This window comes from Streptomyces misionensis (assembly GCF_900104815.1).
GTDB classification, from domain to species: Bacteria; Actinomycetota; Actinomycetes; order Streptomycetales; family Streptomycetaceae; genus Streptomyces; species Streptomyces misionensis.
The window spans coordinates 3,155,269-3,171,297 of the sequence record NZ_FNTD01000004.1 but is presented as its reverse complement, the minus strand read 5'-3'; the positions used below and the strand labels follow the sequence as shown (position 1 = coordinate 3,171,297).

16 protein-coding genes, 1 tRNA gene and 1 riboswitch are annotated in these 16,029 nt (G+C 68.8%); of the genes, 7 read left to right on the top strand and 10 right to left on the bottom strand.

From position 1 onward, the window contains the following. Positions 1–7: 7 nt before the first annotated feature. The 3 genes from BLW85_RS16075 to BLW85_RS16065 form a co-directional block, all read right to left on the bottom strand. Complete coding sequence (locus BLW85_RS16075) at positions 8–328, bottom strand: DMT family transporter (protein WP_070027305.1); 321 nt, start codon at positions 326–328, stop codon at positions 8–10. A 34-nt stretch (positions 329–362) separates the two neighbouring features. Next, a riboswitch (guanidine-III (ykkC-III) riboswitch) is annotated at positions 363–427 on the bottom strand. A gap of 75 nt (positions 428–502) precedes the next feature. After that, positions 503–805 (bottom strand): GroES family chaperonin, encoded by a 303-nt coding sequence (locus BLW85_RS16070; RefSeq protein WP_374028541.1) that lies wholly within the window; start codon positions 803–805, stop codon positions 503–505. A 112-nt stretch (positions 806–917) separates the two neighbouring features. Beyond that, complete coding sequence (locus tag BLW85_RS16065) at positions 918–1,244, bottom strand: DUF3618 domain-containing protein (protein WP_070027312.1); 327 nt, start codon at positions 1,242–1,244, stop codon at positions 918–920. A gap of 104 nt (positions 1,245–1,348) precedes the next feature. Here BLW85_RS16065 and bcp point away from each other — a divergent pair, with 104 nt between their 5' ends. Both bcp and BLW85_RS16055 read left to right on the top strand, forming a co-directional pair. Further along, positions 1,349–1,816: a thioredoxin-dependent thiol peroxidase gene (gene bcp / locus BLW85_RS16060; RefSeq protein WP_070027314.1), complete on the top strand. Its 468-nt coding sequence runs from the start codon at positions 1,349–1,351 to the stop codon at positions 1,814–1,816. 229 nt (positions 1,817–2,045) lie between these two features. Next, positions 2,046–2,120 (top strand) — tRNA-Leu (locus BLW85_RS16055). 43 nt (positions 2,121–2,163) lie between these two features. Here BLW85_RS16055 and rdgB read toward each other — a convergent pair. Together rdgB and BLW85_RS16045 are read right to left on the bottom strand one after the other, a co-directional pair. Next, positions 2,164–2,766 (bottom strand): RdgB/HAM1 family non-canonical purine NTP pyrophosphatase, encoded by a 603-nt coding sequence (rdgB, locus tag BLW85_RS16050; RefSeq protein ID WP_074992416.1) that lies wholly within the window; start codon positions 2,764–2,766, stop codon positions 2,164–2,166. A 25-nt stretch (positions 2,767–2,791) separates the two neighbouring features. Beyond that, positions 2,792–4,168, bottom strand: a complete 1,377-nt coding sequence (locus tag BLW85_RS16045) for an SGNH/GDSL hydrolase family protein (RefSeq protein ID WP_074992415.1) — start codon at positions 4,166–4,168, stop codon at positions 2,792–2,794. A 194-nt stretch (positions 4,169–4,362) separates the two neighbouring features. Between BLW85_RS16045 and BLW85_RS16040 the strand changes: the two genes are divergently transcribed. Both BLW85_RS16040 and BLW85_RS16035 read left to right on the top strand, forming a co-directional pair. Beyond that, on the top strand, positions 4,363–5,676 hold the full coding sequence (locus tag BLW85_RS16040) for a DUF445 domain-containing protein (protein WP_107409309.1): 1,314 nt from the start codon (positions 4,363–4,365) through the stop codon (positions 5,674–5,676). Between the two features lie 143 nt (positions 5,677–5,819). Beyond that, entirely contained in the window at positions 5,820–7,541 is a 1,722-nt protein-coding gene (locus BLW85_RS16035) for an MFS transporter (protein WP_244174867.1), read from the top strand. 39 nt (positions 7,542–7,580) lie between these two features. Here the strand turns inward: BLW85_RS16035 and BLW85_RS16030 are convergent, their stop codons facing one another. After that, on the bottom strand, positions 7,581–8,462 hold the full coding sequence (locus BLW85_RS16030; RefSeq protein WP_074996091.1) for an NAD(P)-dependent oxidoreductase: 882 nt from the start codon (positions 8,460–8,462) through the stop codon (positions 7,581–7,583). A gap of 96 nt (positions 8,463–8,558) precedes the next feature. On the opposite strand from BLW85_RS16030, the gene BLW85_RS16025 reads away from it, so the two are divergent. Further along, complete coding sequence (locus BLW85_RS16025; protein ID WP_074992413.1) at positions 8,559–8,930, top strand: winged helix-turn-helix transcriptional regulator; 372 nt, start codon at positions 8,559–8,561, stop codon at positions 8,928–8,930. 64 nt (positions 8,931–8,994) lie between these two features. Here the strand turns inward: BLW85_RS16025 and BLW85_RS16020 are convergent, their stop codons facing one another. Then, positions 8,995–9,297 carry a hypothetical protein gene (locus BLW85_RS16020; RefSeq protein WP_070027324.1) on the bottom strand — a complete coding sequence of 101 codons (303 nt, stop codon included), beginning with the start codon at positions 9,295–9,297 and terminating at the stop codon, positions 8,995–8,997. 173 nt (positions 9,298–9,470) lie between these two features. On the opposite strand from BLW85_RS16020, the gene BLW85_RS16015 reads away from it, so the two are divergent. Beyond that, positions 9,471–9,896 (top strand): Hsp20/alpha crystallin family protein, encoded by a 426-nt coding sequence (locus tag BLW85_RS16015; protein WP_208624846.1) that lies wholly within the window; start codon positions 9,471–9,473, stop codon positions 9,894–9,896. 416 nt (positions 9,897–10,312) lie between these two features. Beyond that, entirely contained in the window at positions 10,313–10,783 is a 471-nt protein-coding gene (locus BLW85_RS16010; protein WP_244175030.1) for a DUF2267 domain-containing protein, read from the top strand. Positions 10,784–10,811: 28 nt separating this feature from the next. Here BLW85_RS16010 and BLW85_RS38840 read toward each other — a convergent pair whose 3' ends face one another. The 3 genes from BLW85_RS38840 to BLW85_RS16000 all read right to left on the bottom strand — a co-directional run bounded on the left by BLW85_RS38840 (position 10,812) and on the right by BLW85_RS16000 (position 15,955). Further along, positions 10,812–11,765, bottom strand: a complete 954-nt coding sequence (locus tag BLW85_RS38840) for a hypothetical protein (RefSeq protein ID WP_143060446.1) — start codon at positions 11,763–11,765, stop codon at positions 10,812–10,814. Between the two features lie 9 nt (positions 11,766–11,774). After that, on the bottom strand, positions 11,775–12,725 hold the full coding sequence (locus BLW85_RS16005; RefSeq protein ID WP_079172345.1) for an SRA domain-containing endonuclease: 951 nt from the start codon (positions 12,723–12,725) through the stop codon (positions 11,775–11,777). Between the two features lie 86 nt (positions 12,726–12,811). Next, positions 12,812–15,955: a DEAD/DEAH box helicase gene (locus BLW85_RS16000; protein WP_244174866.1), complete on the bottom strand. Its 3,144-nt coding sequence runs from the start codon at positions 15,953–15,955 to the stop codon at positions 12,812–12,814. Between the last annotated feature and the right edge of the window lie 74 nt (positions 15,956–16,029).

Here is a 16,029-nt window from a genome sequence, read left to right as displayed (position 1 = left end):
GCCCGGCTCAATGACCGCCGGTCGCCTTCAGCCCCACGACGGCGACCAGCAGCAGACACACGAAGAAGATCCGGGCGGCGGTGACCGGCTCACCGAGCACCACCATGCCGAGCACCGCCGCACCGGCCGCGCCGATCCCGACCCACACCCCGTAGGCCGTACCGATCGGCAGGGTCCTCGCGGCGTACGACAGCAGCACCATGCTCGCGACGATCCCCGCGCCGGTGAGCACACTGGGCACCGGCCGGGTGAAACCCTCGCTGTACTTCATGCCGACCGACCAGCCGACCTCCAGCAGACCGGCCACGACAAGCAGAACCCAGGCCACGACGGCACCTCCGAGACGAACGACGTTTCTCCGCGGTGCGTCGTCTTTGCCTGCATCCCGGTACGGCGCGTCTCGTCGGGCTCACCTCCGAAGCTAGCAAAAGCACGACAAGAAGGGCTGGTGACCATGGTCACCAGCCCTTCTCGCACGCGTCCCGCGCCGGACGCTACGGCCTCACAGATACAGCCCGGTGGAGTCCTGCGACCCCTCGAACCGGTCCGCGGCCACGGCGTGCAGATCACGCTCGCGCATCAGCACGTACGCCACGCCCCGCACCTCGACCTCGGCCCGGTCCTCAGGATCGAACAGCACCCGGTCACCGGGCTCCACGGTCCGTACGTTCTGACCGACCGCGACGACCTCGGCCCAGGCCAGCCGACGCCCGACCGCCGCCGTCGCGGGAATCAGAATGCCGCCCCCGGACCGCCGCTCGCCCTCACCGGACTCCTGCTTGACCAGCACCCGGTCGTGCAGCATCCGGATGGGCAGCTTGTCGTGCTGCGGGGTGCTCTGCTGGTTTCTGTTGGCGCTCACGCCTCGAACCTACCTGCCTTCCGCGCGCCCGTCGTCGCCCGGGTGGCCGTCGCCGTCAGCGCCCGCGCCGCCGGGACAGGGCGAGCAGGCCCCCGACCCCGACGACGACGAGCGCCACCGGCAGCACCCGGTCCATGCGCAGCCGCCCGTGCTCATCCGCGAACTGCGCCCTGACATCGCTCACCACCCGGTTGACCTGCACATACGCGCGGCCCATCGTGTGGTCGATATTGGCGACGGCCTTGGCCTTCGCATCCCCGATGATCGTCTTCGGGTGCACCCGCACCCCGATCTCGTCGAGGGTCTCGGCCAGCACTTCGCGGCGGCGCTTGATGTCCGCCTCGATCTGCGCCGGGGTTCTGGTGTCCGCCGTGTCCGCCACCGTACGGCCTCCGAAGTCTGCCGGGATTGAGCTGTTGCTGTTCCGAACAGTTTGTCAGCTCCGGCCCGCGCCGCACCGCAAGGCCCCCCGGTTACGCTGGTCCGATGAGCGAGCGACTCCAGCCGGGGGACGTGGCCCCCGCCTTCACCCTCCCCGACGCCGACGGGAACGAGGTCTCCCTCGCGGACCACAAGGGCCGCAAGGTCATCGTCTACTTCTACCCCGCGGCACTCACCCCCGGCTGCACCAAGCAGGCCTGCGACTTCACCGACAACCTCGACCTGCTGGCCGGCGCCGGCTACGACGTCATCGGCATCTCCCCGGACGCCCCCGAGAAGCTGGCCAGGTTCCGCGAGAAGGAATCCCTCAAGGTCACCCTCCTCGCCGACCCCGACAAGAAGGTCACCGAGGCCTACGGCGCCTACGGCGAGAAGAAGAACTACGGCAAGACGTACATGGGCGTCATCCGCTCCACGTTCGTCATCGACGAACAGGGCACCGTCGAACGCGCCCTCTACAACGTCCGCGCCACCGGCCACGTCGCCAAGATCATCAAAGACCTCGGGATCTGACCCCTCCCGCCCCCACCGCCGGCCCACCCCGGAACTCCGGAGGCGGGCCGGCTTTCTTCTTCCCGGGCGAGGGCTTCCGGTCCGGCCGGAGGTCCGACCGCATCGAGGGGACCGGCGGGAGAACCCACGGCTGCCGGGTCCCAACTGCCCGGCGCTCACCGGCATCTGGCGCGGTGCGGGCGCCGGTCACAAACTCCGCGCGGCGCCAGTAGAGTAGGCGCAGCGTCGAGGGCCCGTACCCCAGCTGGCAAGAGGGCGCCGGTTTAGGTCCGGTGTGTCGTGGGTTCGAGTCCCACCGGGCCCATGCGCACAGAGGGGCTGCCCGTCGGGCAGCCCCTCTTCCACGCTCAGCCCACCAGCTCCCGCACCACCGGTACCAGGGTCCGGAACGCCTTGCCACGGTGGCTGATGGCGTTCTTCTCGGCGGCGGTCAGTTCGGCGCAGGTCCGGGTCTCGCCGTCGGGCTGGAGGATCGGGTCGTAGCCGAAGCCGCCCGTGCCCGCCGGGGCGTGCCGCAGGGTGCCGCGCAGCTGGCCCTCGACCACCCGTTCCGTGCCGTCCGGCAGGGCCAGGGCGGCGGCGCAGGCGAAGTGCGCGCCGCGGTGTTCCTCGGCGATGTCGGAGAGCTGGGCCAGCAGCAGGTCGAGGTTGGCCTGGTCGTCGCCGTGGCGGCCGGACCAGCGGGCCGAGAAGATGCCCGGGGCGCCGTTGAGGACGTCCACGCACAGGCCGGAGTCGTCGGCGACCGCTGGCAGCCCGGTGGCCTGTGCCAGCGCGTGCGCCTTGAGCAGGGCGTTCTCGGCGAAGGTGACGCCGGTCTCCTTGACGTCGGGGACCTCGGGGTAGGCGTCGGCGCCGACCAGTTCGTGGGGGAGTCCGGCGTCGGCCAGGATGGCCCTCAGCTCGGTGATCTTTCCGGCGTTGCGGGTGGCGAGGATCAAGCGGGTCATGCCGCCAGTATTCCTCGCCCCGCGCTCACAGCTCCGCCTGCCCCGCGCCCTTGAGCGTGCGCAGGTCGAAGACCTCGGCCATCTTCGCGAAGCCCCGGTCGTCGGGGTGCAGATGGTCGCCGGAGTCGTAGTCGGGGCGCAGCCGGCGCGGGTCGTAGGGGTCGCGGAGCGCCTGGTCGAAGTCGACGACCGCGTCGTACACGCCGCCCGCGCGGATCTCCGCGTTGATCTGCCGGCGGACCGCCTCGCGGGCGGGGGTCCAGCCCCGGTGGCCCTGGAAGGGCATCAGGGTGGCGCCGACGACCTTCAGTCCGCGGGCGTGGGCGTCGCGGACGAGGGTGCGCAGGCCGCCGAGGACGCGGTCGGGGTCGGCGAGGCGGGGGTTGCGCAGGATGTCGTTGATGCCGAGGTCGACGACGACCACCTTGACGTTGGTGCGGGAGAGCGCGTCGCGTCCGAAGCGGTCGAGTCCGCTCTGGTTCTCCGCGGGGCGGCCGAGGCCGTCGGCGAGGACCTGGTTGCCGCTGATGCCTTCGTTGACGACGCTGTAGCGCGGGAGTCGCCGTCCGTCCTGGAGCGCGGTGCGCAGCCGGCCGCCGAGCAGGTCGGGCCAGCGGCGGTTGGCGTTGGTGGTGGAGGTGATGCCGTCGGTGATGGAGTCGCCGAAGACGACGACGGTGCCGTCGGCCTCGTTGCTCAGCACGTCGAGGGCGGTGACGTAGCGCCAGTAGGGCGTCTGCTGGGTGTAGGGGGTGCCGGTGGAGTCCTCGGTGCGGTCGCCGGTGGCGACGTAGGAGATCTGCCGGGCGTGCGGGTGGTAGGTGACCGGTCCGGAGGGGGTGGGGGAGTAGGTGGTGACCAGGACGTCGGTGCCGTGGGGTATGAGCAGGTGGACGGCGTCGCTGACGGCTTCCTCGCCGGCGGGTATGACGACGCCGGTGGCGCCGTTGAAGGTGAGCCGGCGCATGGTGTCGGCGTCGGCGGCGGCGGTGGTGTCCCCGGCGGACAGGGCGATCGTGGCGTGGGTGATGTCCAGGGGGGACTGGCCGTAGAGGTTGGAGAGGGTGATGCGGGCGCTGGTGCCGCCGGCGTCGGCGTGGACGACGTTGCGTACCGAGTGGCCCGCGAGGCCGGTCGTCTCGGTGCCGGGTTCGCCGCCGACGGGGGCGGTGGCCCAGGAACCGACCCAGGTGCCGGTGGAGACGGGAGCGGCGGAGGAGTCGCGGTGGGGGCGGCCGTCGGCGAGGGTGCCGATGGGGGTGCCGCGGCCGGGTGCGGCGGTGACGTAGATGCCGGCGCACACGGCGATGACGAGCGCGAGGAGCGCGCCGAGCAGGGTGAGGTACTTCGCGCGGTGCTGTGTGCGGGCCTGCCCCGGGGCCCGGTCATGACGCCTGGTCACGCTTGTGTCGTTCTCCTCGGGCGAGGGAGCCCCGGGCTCCGGTCTTGATGAGTCCATGATGCGTCATGGGCCGGGGTGCGCCGTTGGCCCCCGTCCGTTCCCCCGCCGGGACAGACGCCCGGAACTCCCGTTCCGTTCCGGTGGTCTGTCGGCAAGGGACAATTGTGTGCGGTATCACCGAGCGGGTGGAGCTGATGGAACCTACCGAGACGGAAACGGCCGGGCCGGCCGCGTCGTACCGGACGATGACGGCCTTCACTCCGGCCGACGAGGAGCGCCGGCGCGGGGTGCGGCGCATGAAGGCGACCGCGACGGGCCTGCTGTTGCTGGTGGCCGTGGTCTACGTGCTGGCCAAGGTGGCCCAGGGCGCGGGTGCGGGCGCGTGGGCGGACTACGTCTCCGCGGCGGCGGAGGCGGGCATGGTGGGTGCGCTGGCGGACTGGTTCGCGGTCACGGCGCTGTTCCGGCACCCCCTCGGTCTGCCGATCCCGCACACGGCGATCATCCCGACGAAGAAGGACCAGCTGGGTGTCTCGCTGGGCGAGTTCGTGGGGGAGAACTTCCTGTCCCGGGACGTGGTGCGGCAGCGGCTGCGGGCGGTGGGCATCGGCAGCCGGCTGGGTGCCTGGCTGGCCGAGCCGGAGCACGCGGACCGGGTGACGGCGGAGCTGGCGACGGCGTTGCGGGGCGCGCTCACGGTGTTGCGGGACTCCGATGTGCAGGCGGTGGTGGGGGAGGCGATCACCCGGCGGGCGGGTGCCCGGGAGATCGCGCCGGGGCTGGGCAAGCTGCTGGAGAAGGTCGTCGCGGACGGTGGTCACAAGCGGGCGGTGGACCTGGTGGTCTCGCGTGCGCACGACTGGCTGGTGCTGCACGGCGACAACGTGATGGGGGCGGTGCAGGGCGGGGCGCCCGGCTGGACCCCGCGGTTCGTGGACCGCAAGGTCGGGGAGCGGGTCTACAAGGAGTTGCTGCGTTTCTGTGCGGAGATGCGGGACATGCCGTCGCATCCGGCGCGTGGCGCGCTGGACCGTTTCCTCACGGATTTCGCCTCCGATCTCCAGTCGGACACCGAGACCCGGGCGCGGGTGGAGCGGCTCAAGGGCGAGGTGCTGGGCCGTGGCGAGGTGCAGGATCTGATCGCGTCCGCGTGGACGGCCGTGCGGTCGATGATCGTGGCGGCGGCGGAGGACGAGCGCAGCGAGCTGCGGATGCGGTTGCGGGCGGCGCTGCTGTCGCTGGGCGAGCGGATGGCGCACGAGCCGAAGGTGCAGGAGAAGGTGGACAGCTGGGTGGAGGGGGCGGCGGTGCACGTGGTGTCCACCTACCGCAAGGAGATCACCTCGCTCATCACGGACACCGTGGCGGGCTGGGACGCGGAGCACACCACCCGGAAGATCGAGGCGCACATCGGCCGCGATCTGCAGTTCATCCGGATCAATGGCACGGTGGTGGGATCACTGGCGGGACTGCTGATCTTCACGGTGTCGCGGGCGGTGGGCGGCTGACGGCCGGATGACGCCGGGTGGCGTACGGCGGCCGGTCCGGGGCCTGTTCGCCGCCTCGGCCGCCTGAATCGGCAGGACAGGGGCACCCGTCGAGCTGTCGCCTCTCCGCGCAGGAGGGGCGTCCTTCGACGAGGAGGGAGCCGATGACAGGAGCCGAGATGGGGGCGCCGGGGGCCGGGGCGGCCGGGGCCGGTGGTGCGGGACGACGGGCTCGGGAGGACGGGCGCGGCGGTGGCGGCGGGCGGGCGGACGACGCCCGCTCCGGCGGCGGGACCGGCGGGACCGGTGGGACCGGCGGGGGCGACCTGACCGGCAGAGCCGACCGGACGGGCGCCGGGGCAGCCGGCCGGGCCGACGGCGGCGGCCGGACCATCACCACGGACATTCCCGCGCGCCTGGACCGCCTTCCCTGGTCCCGCTGGCACTGGACGATCGTCATCGGACTGGGCACGGTGTGGATCCTCGACGGCCTGGAGGTCACGGTCGTCGGCAACATCGCCAGCCGTCTGGCCGAACCGGGCAGCGGTCTGTCGATCACGTCCGGTCAGATCACGGGTGTGGCCGCCGCGCTGTACGTGGCGGGTGCCTGTGTGGGCGCCCTGTTCTGGGGCCGGCTGACCGACCGGTTCGGCCGCAAGAAGCTGTTCATGATCACGCTTGCGGTGTATCTGGTGGCGACGGCGCTGACCGCGGTCTCGTGGGAGGCCTGGTGGTTCTTCCTGTTCCGGTTCCTGACCGGTTTCGGTATCGGCGGTGAGTACGCGGCGATCAACTCGGCGATCGACGAGCTGATCCCGGCGAACTACCGCGGCCGGGTCGACCTGGTCATCAACGGCAGCTTCTGGCTGGGCGCGGTGGGCGGCTCGCTGCTGTCCATCGTCGCGCTGAACACCGGCCTGCTGCCGATGAACGTCGGCTGGCGCCTGACCTTCGCGCTGGGCGCCGTACTGGCGCTGGTGATCCTCCTGGTACGGCGGCACGTGCCGGAGAGTCCGCGCTGGCTGCTGATCCACGGCCGCGACCGGGAGGCGGAGGAGATCGTCTCCGGCATCGAGCGGCAGGTGGAGGCGGAGAAGGGCACCCGGCTGCCCGCGACCGACGCGTGTCTGGAGATCCACCAGCGCAAGAGCGTCACGTTCGCGGAGATCGCCCGTACGGTCTTCGGCCGCTACCGCAGGCGGGCCGTGCTCGGCTTCTCGCTCTTCATCGGCCAGGCGTTCCTGTACAACGCGATCACCTTCGGCTTCGGCGCCATCCTGACCAAGTTCTTCGGTGTGCCGAGCGACCGTACCGGCTACTACTTCGCGGTGATCGCGGTGGGCAACTTCTGCGGTCCGCTGCTGCTCGGCAAGCTCTTCGACACGGTCGGCCGCCGGGTGATGATCTCCTCCACCTATCTGCTGTCGGGCCTGCTGCTGTTCGGCACGGCCTGGCTGTTCGACCGGGGCGTGCTCGACGCGGCGACGCTGACGGCGTGCTGGTGCGCGGTCCTGTTCTTCGCCTCGGCGGGCGCGTCCAGCGCGTATCTGACGGTGTCGGAGATCTTCCCGATGGAGACCAGGGCGATGTCGATCGCCTTCTTCTACGCCCTGGGCACCGCGGCCGGCGGCATCAGCGGCCCCCTGCTCTTCGCCGACCTCACCAGCACCGGCCGGGTCGGCGACACGGTGCTGGCGTTCTGCATCGGCGCGTCCCTGATGTGCGCGGCGGGGCTGGTGGCGGCGGCCCTGGCGGTACGGGCGGAACGCCGCTCCCTGGAGGACGTCGCGCGCCCGCTGACGGCGGTGGGCGACGGCACCCGGCCCTCCGGCGGCCGCTCCCAGGGCCCCTCGGCACCACCACCGCCGGCGGCGAGCAGGCCGTGAGGCGCTCGCGGCGAGGGGGTGCCGTGACGGTGCGGCCGGTCAGCCCACGAGCAGGTCGATCACGCCCGTCAGGCCCTCCTCGCCGCTGCCCTCGGCCAGGCGGCGGCGCATCAGCTCGAAGTAGGGGCCGAGCAGTTCCGGGCTGACGCCCTGCTCCTCGGCGGTGCGCAGGAAGGTCGGCGTGCCGGCCACCTGCATGGCGAGGTTGGAGACGACGCCCTCGGTGTAGTCGCCGCTGCGCAGATGGCCGGCGGTCTGGTGGACGGCCGGGGCCATCGCGGTGAGCCAGTCGGCGAGCAGCGGGGCGAGCGCCGCGGGGTCGATGTCCTCCTCGCGGATCAGGGCGAAGGCGTGCGCGGCCCCGGCGAACATCCCGTACATGGCACTGAGCAGGGCCACGTCGTGCAGGGCCGCGTGGCCCGCGTCCGCGCCGACGTAGGTGGTGCCGGCCGGCACGCCGAGGGTCGCCCGGTGCCGCTCGAACAGTTCCCGCGAGCCGCTGTAGAAGACGTAGCCGCCGGTGTCCGGGACGCCGATCATCGGAGGGACGGCCATGATCCCGCCGTCCAGGTAGCGGGCGCCGCGCTCGCGGGCCCACTCGGCGCGGGCGCGGGCCTGGGCGGGGGTGCTGGTGGTCAGGTTGACCAGGTCCCGGCCGACGAGGCCGGCGCCGGCCAGCGCCTCGTCGACCGAGGTATCGTCCAGCAGGCAGACGACGGTGAGGGTGTTCGCGGCGACCGCCTCGGCGGCGGTGTCCGCGACCCGTGCGCCCTCGGCGGCGAGTGCCGCGGCGCGGGCCGGGGTGCGGTTCCAGACGGTGAGCGGGTGCCCGGCGGCGAGCCAGGCGCGCGCCAGGGCGGTGCCCATCGCACCGAGGCCGAGCAGCGTGACGGGGGTTTTCCCAACGGCGTTTCGTGTCATGCCGATGAGGCTGGTCACGGGGCCGGAGGTGATCAAGTACGCACTTCGGAGTGGGTGCTTACCCCGGGGTGAGCGAGCACGTCGAAAGGGTGGGGCATGACGACACTGAACCGGCCGGGCGCCCCGGACGGACACGTCTGCGGGATCGACACCGCGATGGAGGTGATCGGCGGCAAGTGGAAGGTGCTGATCCTCTGGGCGCTCCACGAGCACCCCTGCCGTCGCTTCGGTGAGCTGCGCCGGCTGCTGCCGGGGATCACCGAGAAGGTGCTCGCCTCCCACCTGCGGGAGCTGGAAGCGGACGGTGTCGTGCACCGCGTCTCCTACGACGAGGTGCCGCCCCGCGTGGAGTACTCGCTGACCGAGGACGGCAGGCGCCTCAACGACGCGCTCCGGCCGCTGGCCGCGTGGGGCCGCGAGCGGCCGGCCGCGCCGAGGGGGCCGGAGGGCGCGGCGGACCGGTCCTGACGCGCACGCGCCGGTCGCAGCCGCTCGCCGGCGGCCGCGACCGGCACGGTGGCGTGGCCGGATTCTAGGCCCTGCGGTCGGCGACGGCCCAGGAGGCGAGGGCGACGGCGCCCGCGACACCGAAGACCGAGGGCCAGGCGCCGACCTTCTTGGCCAGCGGGTGGGAACCGGCGAACGCGGCGACGTAGGCGGCGGTCAGCGCGCCCGCGGCCTTGCCGCCGGCCTGCTTGCGCCACTGCTGGGCCGCGGCGGCACCGGCGACGGCCAGCACGGCCCCGCCGAGCTGACGCTTCTTGGTCCAGCGGGCCACCCCGTACCCGCCGACGAGCCCGCTCGCGGCGACGACAGCGCTGGGAACCTTGGCCATGAGTGCCTCCGAAAGTCGTAGGGGGAGATACCCCTCATCTCGCCCCCGAGGCTAACGCGCCGGCCTGGGCAGATACGGAAGCTGAGTCGAGGCTTGTCAACTTTCCGGCTCCGAGCTATATAAGAAGCCGTAGGGCATCGCACCCCAGCGCCTGAAGAGAGGAGTGACCTGTGATGCTCATGCGCACCGACCCGTTCCGCGAATTCGACCGACTCGCGCAGCAGGTCCTCGGCAACACCGCCCGCCCGTCCGCGATGCCGATGGACGCCTACCGGGCAGGCGACGACTTCCTGGTCCATTTCGACCTGCCGGGCATCGACCCCGAGACGATCGAGCTGGACGTCGAACGCAACGTCCTCAACGTCCGCGCCGAGCGCCGCAGCCCCGCCCCTGAGGGCGCGGAGGTGCTGGTGGCCGAGCGGCCCACGGGCAGCTTCACCCGCCAGCTCTTCCTCGGCGACACGCTCGACACGGACCGCATCGACGCCTCGTACGAGTCCGGCGTGCTGACCCTGCGCATCCCGGTGGCCGAACAGGCCAAGCCCCGCCGCATCCAGATCACCGGCGGATCGGACTCCCGCAAGCAGATCAGCGGCTGACGCACGCCCACGGGGCGGTGAGCGGGGCCGGTTCCGGTGAGGCACCCGGAGACGGCCCCGCTCACCGCCCCGGCCGGTGGGCGGGCCCCCGGGCCCCGCCCGCCCCCTGCCGTTCGGCCCCGGGTACTGCCCACCCGTCCCGGTCGGCCGGCGCCCCGGCGGGGTACCGAACCACTGGATCTACCGGACCCCCGGCACCGCCCGACGTGCCCCGGAAAGGAGCCATGACGATGACGACGACGGCGACCACGACGCTGACGAAGCCGAGAACCGCAGAGGCGGCGACGAAGCCGGGAACTGTTGAGACGGCGCCGAATCGGGGAACCGCCGAGGCGGTGACGAAGCGGGGAACCACCGCGACGGCGCCGAAGCGGGGAACCACCGGGACGGCGCCGAAGCCGGGACTGGCCGAGACGGTGCCGAATCGGGGAACCACCGAGACGGCGACGAAGCGGGGAACCACCGACTCGGCCCGCTGGCAGGAACTGACCGAGTCCGTCCGCGAGGTGGGTCAGTACACGACACGGGCGGAGGCCGAGCGCGTCACCCGCATCGTCCTGTCGGCCCTCGGTGGCCATGTGACCGGCGACGAACGCGTCGCCCTGGCCCAGGCCCTGCCCCGCGAGGCCGGCCGGGTGATCGCCGCCCAGATCCCGGCGACCCACCCGCTGACGGCACGCGAGTTCGTGGAGTCGATAGCCACCCGCATCGAGGGCGCGACCCCGGCCACGGCCCGCTGGGACGTCAGCTCGGTCCTGAGCACCCTCGCCCAGACCATCGGCACCTCCCTGACCACCCGCATCCTGGCCCAACTCCCGCCGGGGTACGCGCTGCTGTTCGGGAGGGCGGAGCTGGTGACGACGGCCAGCTCCTCCGCAGCCCTGTGATGACCTGCCCGGCCGTGTGCCGGGCAGGCTAATTCGACGGCAAGGCGAAGTACGGAGCAGGCCAATCGACAGAGCCTTCTGAATCAGCTTGGGCTACATGCTGCAGAAGAAGGAAGGTGGGGTTTTGTAGTTGGTGTACGACGTCCTCTCCTATGAGAGGAGTGTCGATGGGTATTGACGGATAGTCGATGCCCAACAAGCTGCATATATACTCGAGGTGCGCATTTTTGTTTTCCTCGCCGAGGTTGCCGTTGAGGTAATCGCGCAGGCGTGAGCAGATGTCGAGCATCGCCAGGCCGCTCGCGGTGATTCTGTATACGCCACCCTGCAGACTTTCGCTTTCCAGGAAACCTGTCATGAAGAGACGGTCGGTTTCGTACCCTACGGGGCCAGAGGTTTGGCCTAGCGCCGTTGCCGTGCTTTTGTGGCTGCGATGACCGTTCGCCTTTATGTGCGAAAGGATGGCGATCGGGAGGCCGGGGCGCCTGGAGGATGCGAATCGGATGACATCCCGCGGCGTCAGCCCGCCGAGGGTAACTTGCAGGAGGAGGTCACGCGTGATCTCCTCCTGCAAGGCTCTATAGGTCGATGCTACGACTTCTTCATCGGTGGTGCTGAAATCCGCCGGGACCCAGAAGACGCGCAAGCGGGACAGTCGATCTCGCATGGGCGTGTCGAGATAAGACTGTGTCACCTCGGCGAAGCGTGACCGAAGACGGCTTTTGTGGCGCGCTATATAAACAGCGGCTGCGACATCCCGCTCGTTAAGGAGTGTCCTAACGTCTTTGTCGATGCCGTCGCCATCGTGCTTCCATAGTGTCTGCCCTACGACTACCTTTGACCAATCCTTCTTGAGGTCGCAGGAGAAATCAAAAAGCTTGCGTTGGCCTTCGGTGTAACCAAAGAGGCCAGAGTTCGATGCACTCTCCATGATGCGGAGCGCGGCATTCGAAAGGTATTCATGTTCCGGTGAGGTCGCCATAACCACCGCCTACTTCGCTGTGCAGCGCGTGTAAGCGCTACCGTCTCGGAAAACTAGATCGATCTCTTCTGTGTGAAGAAGGTTCGTCAAGTCATCCTGTGGCTTCTCTGGAAGCAGCGTCACCAACTTGGGAGGGTGCGGCCTTAGGTGGCGTACGTAGTCTTTGAGCTGACCTACCGCCGCACGCACCTCCTCGCGGGAGCTCTCCCCCCGCACCGAATAGAGCTCGTGTGCGGTGGCGTCGTAGAGATCGGTCGTGAGCGTGGTCGTGGTGTTGGCGATCTTTATTTGTAGGGCGCATACCTCGTGCCCTTGCGCAGTGAGTTTCTTTAGGTATGCGTCTCGAAGCTCCGATTGACGGTGCTCGGCAATGACGCTGGGCTGAGCCGCGCGTCGGCTTTCCGATACCAGTTTTTTCTTGGCGGCGACCCGCTTGGGTTCCTGCATCTTGGGCTCTGCGACGCTCGCCAAGACCCTATGTGCAGTCGTCGTTTCTGCGCGGGTAACGGCGTCCTTGGATAGACGCTCAAACGCCCCCTTGGGTCGCAGGCGGAAGACGATGATGCGGCGCTGTTTCTGACCCTTTCCGTGCGCCTCGCGTACGGTGTAAGGCAGGGTGGGGTCCAAGGCGAACTCGCCGATGTACCGCTGCTGCTTGGCGCTGGAGCTTGAGCCGGGAACCTTGCCCTCTGCCACAAAGACGTGCAGGGCCCTTCCGGCCTCTGCGTGGTACAGGACGGCGGCGTTGCGAGACCCCTTCGTCCCCAGAAACGTTTGGTCTCCGCTGGTGCCTTGACCCGTGTACTCGAAGATCGGCCCGAGCTCGTCGTCCTCTGCCAGCCAACCATCCTCGTAGCCGTACTGCTTACCACTGTCATGGTCTACGTAGATGAGGATATTTGGGGTGGTTTTAGACGGGAGGATCCCTCCCTGGTGCCCTCCGCCGAACAGCTGGTCCATCTCTGCTCGGGTAGTCAGAAGCCCAGGTGCGATCGAAGCTATGCCCATGCACTGACGTTAACTGATCGCACTGACACCGGAGTTGTTCAACTAGCGGCAGTGATTGCCGCGTAGGTCCACACATCGGCTGGGAGGTCATGCTGGAGGCGCCAGGTGATGGACATGGGCTTGCTGCCGGTGTGGTGTTCGTACGTTGCGGGGCCGAGGAGTATCCATGGTTGAGGTTTGCCGATGTCGGTGTTCTTGTAGCGCCGCATGAAGAGGAGGACGTGGCTGCCGCGTTCTCTGTGGTGTTGGTAGCGCAGGCCGGTGGGCGAGTTGGCGGCTGTCGCGTTCTGGGACTCCCAGTGGAAGAGCTCTTGGCTCAGGGCGTAGTCCTTGTAGCGGATGGTGGGTGAGAAGTCCTTCTCGTTCTTTTCCAGCGTGATGAGCAGGGCGTCTGTTTGCAGCTCCTCGACCCATTGCACCCCTTGCGCGAAGGATCGTGGCATTTGCCCATCGAAGCGGGCGACGCCAAGTGCGGCCAGGATCTCCGAGCGGTTGTAGGCGCTGTGCACCCGCAGCGGCACCTCGTTGAGGCGCCCAGTCAGCGGGAGGGGGATGTGGTCGGCCTGATCCATGACATGGGAAATCACCTGTCGGAGCTCGTCCCGGAAGGCTCGCTGGGGACGAAGAGACTCCAATCCCTCCTGGTAGGTGGTGAAGCCGCCCGCGTTATCCCACAGGTTGAAGAACAGCATGCGGGCGTACGTCTGGTCCGTCGGACTCAGGTCCTCGTACGCAGGTGCGTCGTCTTGCAGCAGCCGGAGGTAGGCAGCCGCACGCTCCGGGTCGTCTACGTGAAGGAAGGCGTGGATCCGCTTGAGGAGCGCAGCCTCCGCAGCGGAGGCCGGTTCGTCGATGAGGCCGGCGCGGCGCAGCACCGTCGTCCACGAGTTGTCGCTCTTGTAGAGCTCCTTGATCTCTCGACGGCTCTCTTGGAGGTAGTCGGCCAGGCGTGGAGTGCCATAGGTCTTGACCTCCTTCACCAACGTCTTCACTGTGGCGCCCAGCTGGGTCCGGATGTTCTCGATGACAATGTCCTTCGACTTGCCTTCGAGGATGATTTGGCACCCGGACGGCAGCTGAGGGAAGTCGCGCTGGATGTGTTCCAGGAGGCGGTTGCGGGACAGGTTGGTCAGTGCGCGGAACTGCTCCTCGAAGCGGAACTCGGCTCGGTGCTGTCCGATGAAATCGAGGACCGTGAGCACGGGTTTCGTCTCGGTTCGCCTCAGCCCTCGACCCAGCTGCTGGAGGAAGACGGTGGCGCTGTTGGTGGGGCGCAGCAGCAGCAAGGTGTCGACGTCAGGGATATCAAGGCCCTCGTTGAACAGGTCGACGGAGAAGATGACTTGGATCTTGCCGTCCCGCAGGTCAGCCAGTGCCTGGGCCCGCACGCTGGAGGGTGAGTCACTGTCGAGCGCCACCGCGTTGAGGCCGGCCTTCCGGAAGAAGTCAGCCATAAAGTGGGCGTGCGCCTTGGTCACGCAGAAACCCAGCGCCCGCATGGCGCCCGGGCGGGAGACCTTGTCTCGGATCTGCTTCAGCACGATCCGAGCGCGCGCGTCGTTGCCCGTGTAGAGGTTGTCCAGGTCCTGGTCGGTGTAGGAGCCCCGCTGCCAACCGAGATTTGTCAGATCGGTGCCGTCGGGGATGCCGAAGTAGTGGAAGGGGCAGAGCAGGTCGTTTTCCAGGGCTTCCCAGAGCCGCATCTCGGCGGCGATGCGCCCCTCGAAGAACTCATCTTGCACATTGAGCCCATCCATGCGCTCCGGGGTGGCTGTCAGGCCCAGCAGTTCCCTCGGCGTGAAGTGGTCGATCACCCGCTGGTAGGTGGTAGCGGTGGCGTGGTGGAACTCGTCGATGACGATGATGTCGAAGTGACGGGGAGCCAGTTGTTCCAGGCGCCGAACATTGAGGGACTGGACGCTGGCGAAGACGTGGTTCCACTCCTGCGGGTCCTGCCCTGCGTGCAGTAGCTCACCAAACGACGCATCGTCCAGCACCTCTCGGTAGGTACGAAGCGACTGCTTGAGGATCTCCTTGCGGTGGGCTACGAACAGCAGCGTCGGTCGGCCAGCACCATCGTGCTTGCGGCACAGGTTGCGGTAGTCCAGTGCGGCCATGACCGTTTTCCCGGTGCCGGTCGCCGCGACGAGGAGGTTGCGATGCCGGTTGCGAAACTCCCGCTCGACTGTGAGCCGTTCCAGCATGTCTTGCTGGTGGGGATAGGGGCGCACTTCTAGGCCGGAAAGGCTGATCTTCACGTCCGTGCCCGAGGTGGCTCCGCTGGCCTGGGCCAATGCCTGATCGAGGCGAGTGCCGTGGATGTCAGGATCGTACGTCTCGAAGGCTGGATCGCTCCAGTACGCATCGAACGTCGCCTCAAACTTGTCGAGGACCGCAGGTGTCGCCACGGACGACAGCCGCACATTCCACTCCAAGCCGTCGAGAAGGGCTGCCTTCGAGAGGTTGGAGCTGCCGACGTACGCCGTATCAAAGCTGGTGTTGCGCCTGAACAACCAGGCCTTAGCGTGCAGCCGGGTGGAGCGGATCTCATAGTTGACCTTGACCGTGGCGCCGAAGTCGCGAACCAGACGGTCGAGTGCATGGCGGTCGGTGGCACCGATGTACGTGGTCGTGATCACTCGGATCGGTACGCCACGCTCCCGCGCCGCGTGTAGTGAGTCTTCCAGAACGCGAATGCCGTACCACTTCACGAACGCGCAGAGCAGGTCGATGCGGTCTGCCGTAGCAAGCTCCGCCCTGAGCTCGGCGCCGAGACTCACATCTTCTGGGGAGTTGGTGATGAGCGAGGTTTCGGACAGCGGGGTCAAGGGGCGCAGTGTGTATACACCTGGCGCCTCCTGCCTAGCCAAAGTGAGCAGTTGCCGCGGGCCATCGACAATCGTGCTCGCCGCATCCGTGTCCGTGGTGCTCACATCAGTGGGGCTGGTAGCCGCCAGCGCCTCAAGGACGCGATTCGCCGTTTTGACGCGTTCCTCGGGCGGAAGCTGGGCCAACTTCTGCCCGACCGCATCACCGATGTAGCGAGCCAGGACATGGGGCGCCGACTCGGCACTGACTTCGGCGTCAATGGCTGTCCAACCGGCCGCCTCAAAGCGAGCCAACTCATCGCGCACATCCTGCGTGATCAGCTTCTCGTAGACGCCCGCGATCGGCTCTGCCACGGCTGCTCCCCCAATCCCTCGTGATGCGCGGGCACGACCTGGCGTGCCGGCATGGATCAGTTGTAACAGCAGCT

Excerpts from the sequence above, each read along its gene's own strand:
- BLW85_RS16070 (WP_374028541.1), bottom strand. The coding sequence starts at position 805 with ATGCTGCACGACCGGGTGCTGGTCAAGCAGGAGTCCGGTGAGGGCGAG.
- bcp (WP_070027314.1), top strand. The coding sequence starts at position 1,349 with ATGAGCGAGCGACTCCAGCCGGGGGACGTGGCCCCCGCCTTCACCCTC.
- rdgB (WP_074992416.1), bottom strand. The coding sequence starts at position 2,766 with ATGACCCGCTTGATCCTCGCCACCCGCAACGCCGGAAAGATCACCGAG.
- BLW85_RS16040 (WP_107409309.1), top strand. The coding sequence starts at position 4,363 with ATGGAACCTACCGAGACGGAAACGGCCGGGCCGGCCGCGTCGTACCGG.
- BLW85_RS16035 (WP_244174867.1), top strand. The coding sequence starts at position 5,820 with ATGACAGGAGCCGAGATGGGGGCGCCGGGGGCCGGGGCGGCCGGGGCC.
- BLW85_RS16030 (WP_074996091.1), bottom strand. The coding sequence starts at position 8,462 with ATGACACGAAACGCCGTTGGGAAAACCCCCGTCACGCTGCTCGGCCTC.
- BLW85_RS16025 (WP_074992413.1), top strand. The coding sequence starts at position 8,559 with ATGACGACACTGAACCGGCCGGGCGCCCCGGACGGACACGTCTGCGGG.
- BLW85_RS16020 (WP_070027324.1), bottom strand. The coding sequence starts at position 9,297 with ATGGCCAAGGTTCCCAGCGCTGTCGTCGCCGCGAGCGGGCTCGTCGGC.
- BLW85_RS16015 (WP_208624846.1), top strand. The coding sequence starts at position 9,471 with ATGCTCATGCGCACCGACCCGTTCCGCGAATTCGACCGACTCGCGCAG.
- BLW85_RS38840 (WP_143060446.1), bottom strand. The coding sequence starts at position 11,765 with ATGGCGACCTCACCGGAACATGAATACCTTTCGAATGCCGCGCTCCGC.
- BLW85_RS16005 (WP_079172345.1), bottom strand. The coding sequence starts at position 12,725 with ATGGACCAGCTGTTCGGCGGAGGGCACCAGGGAGGGATCCTCCCGTCT.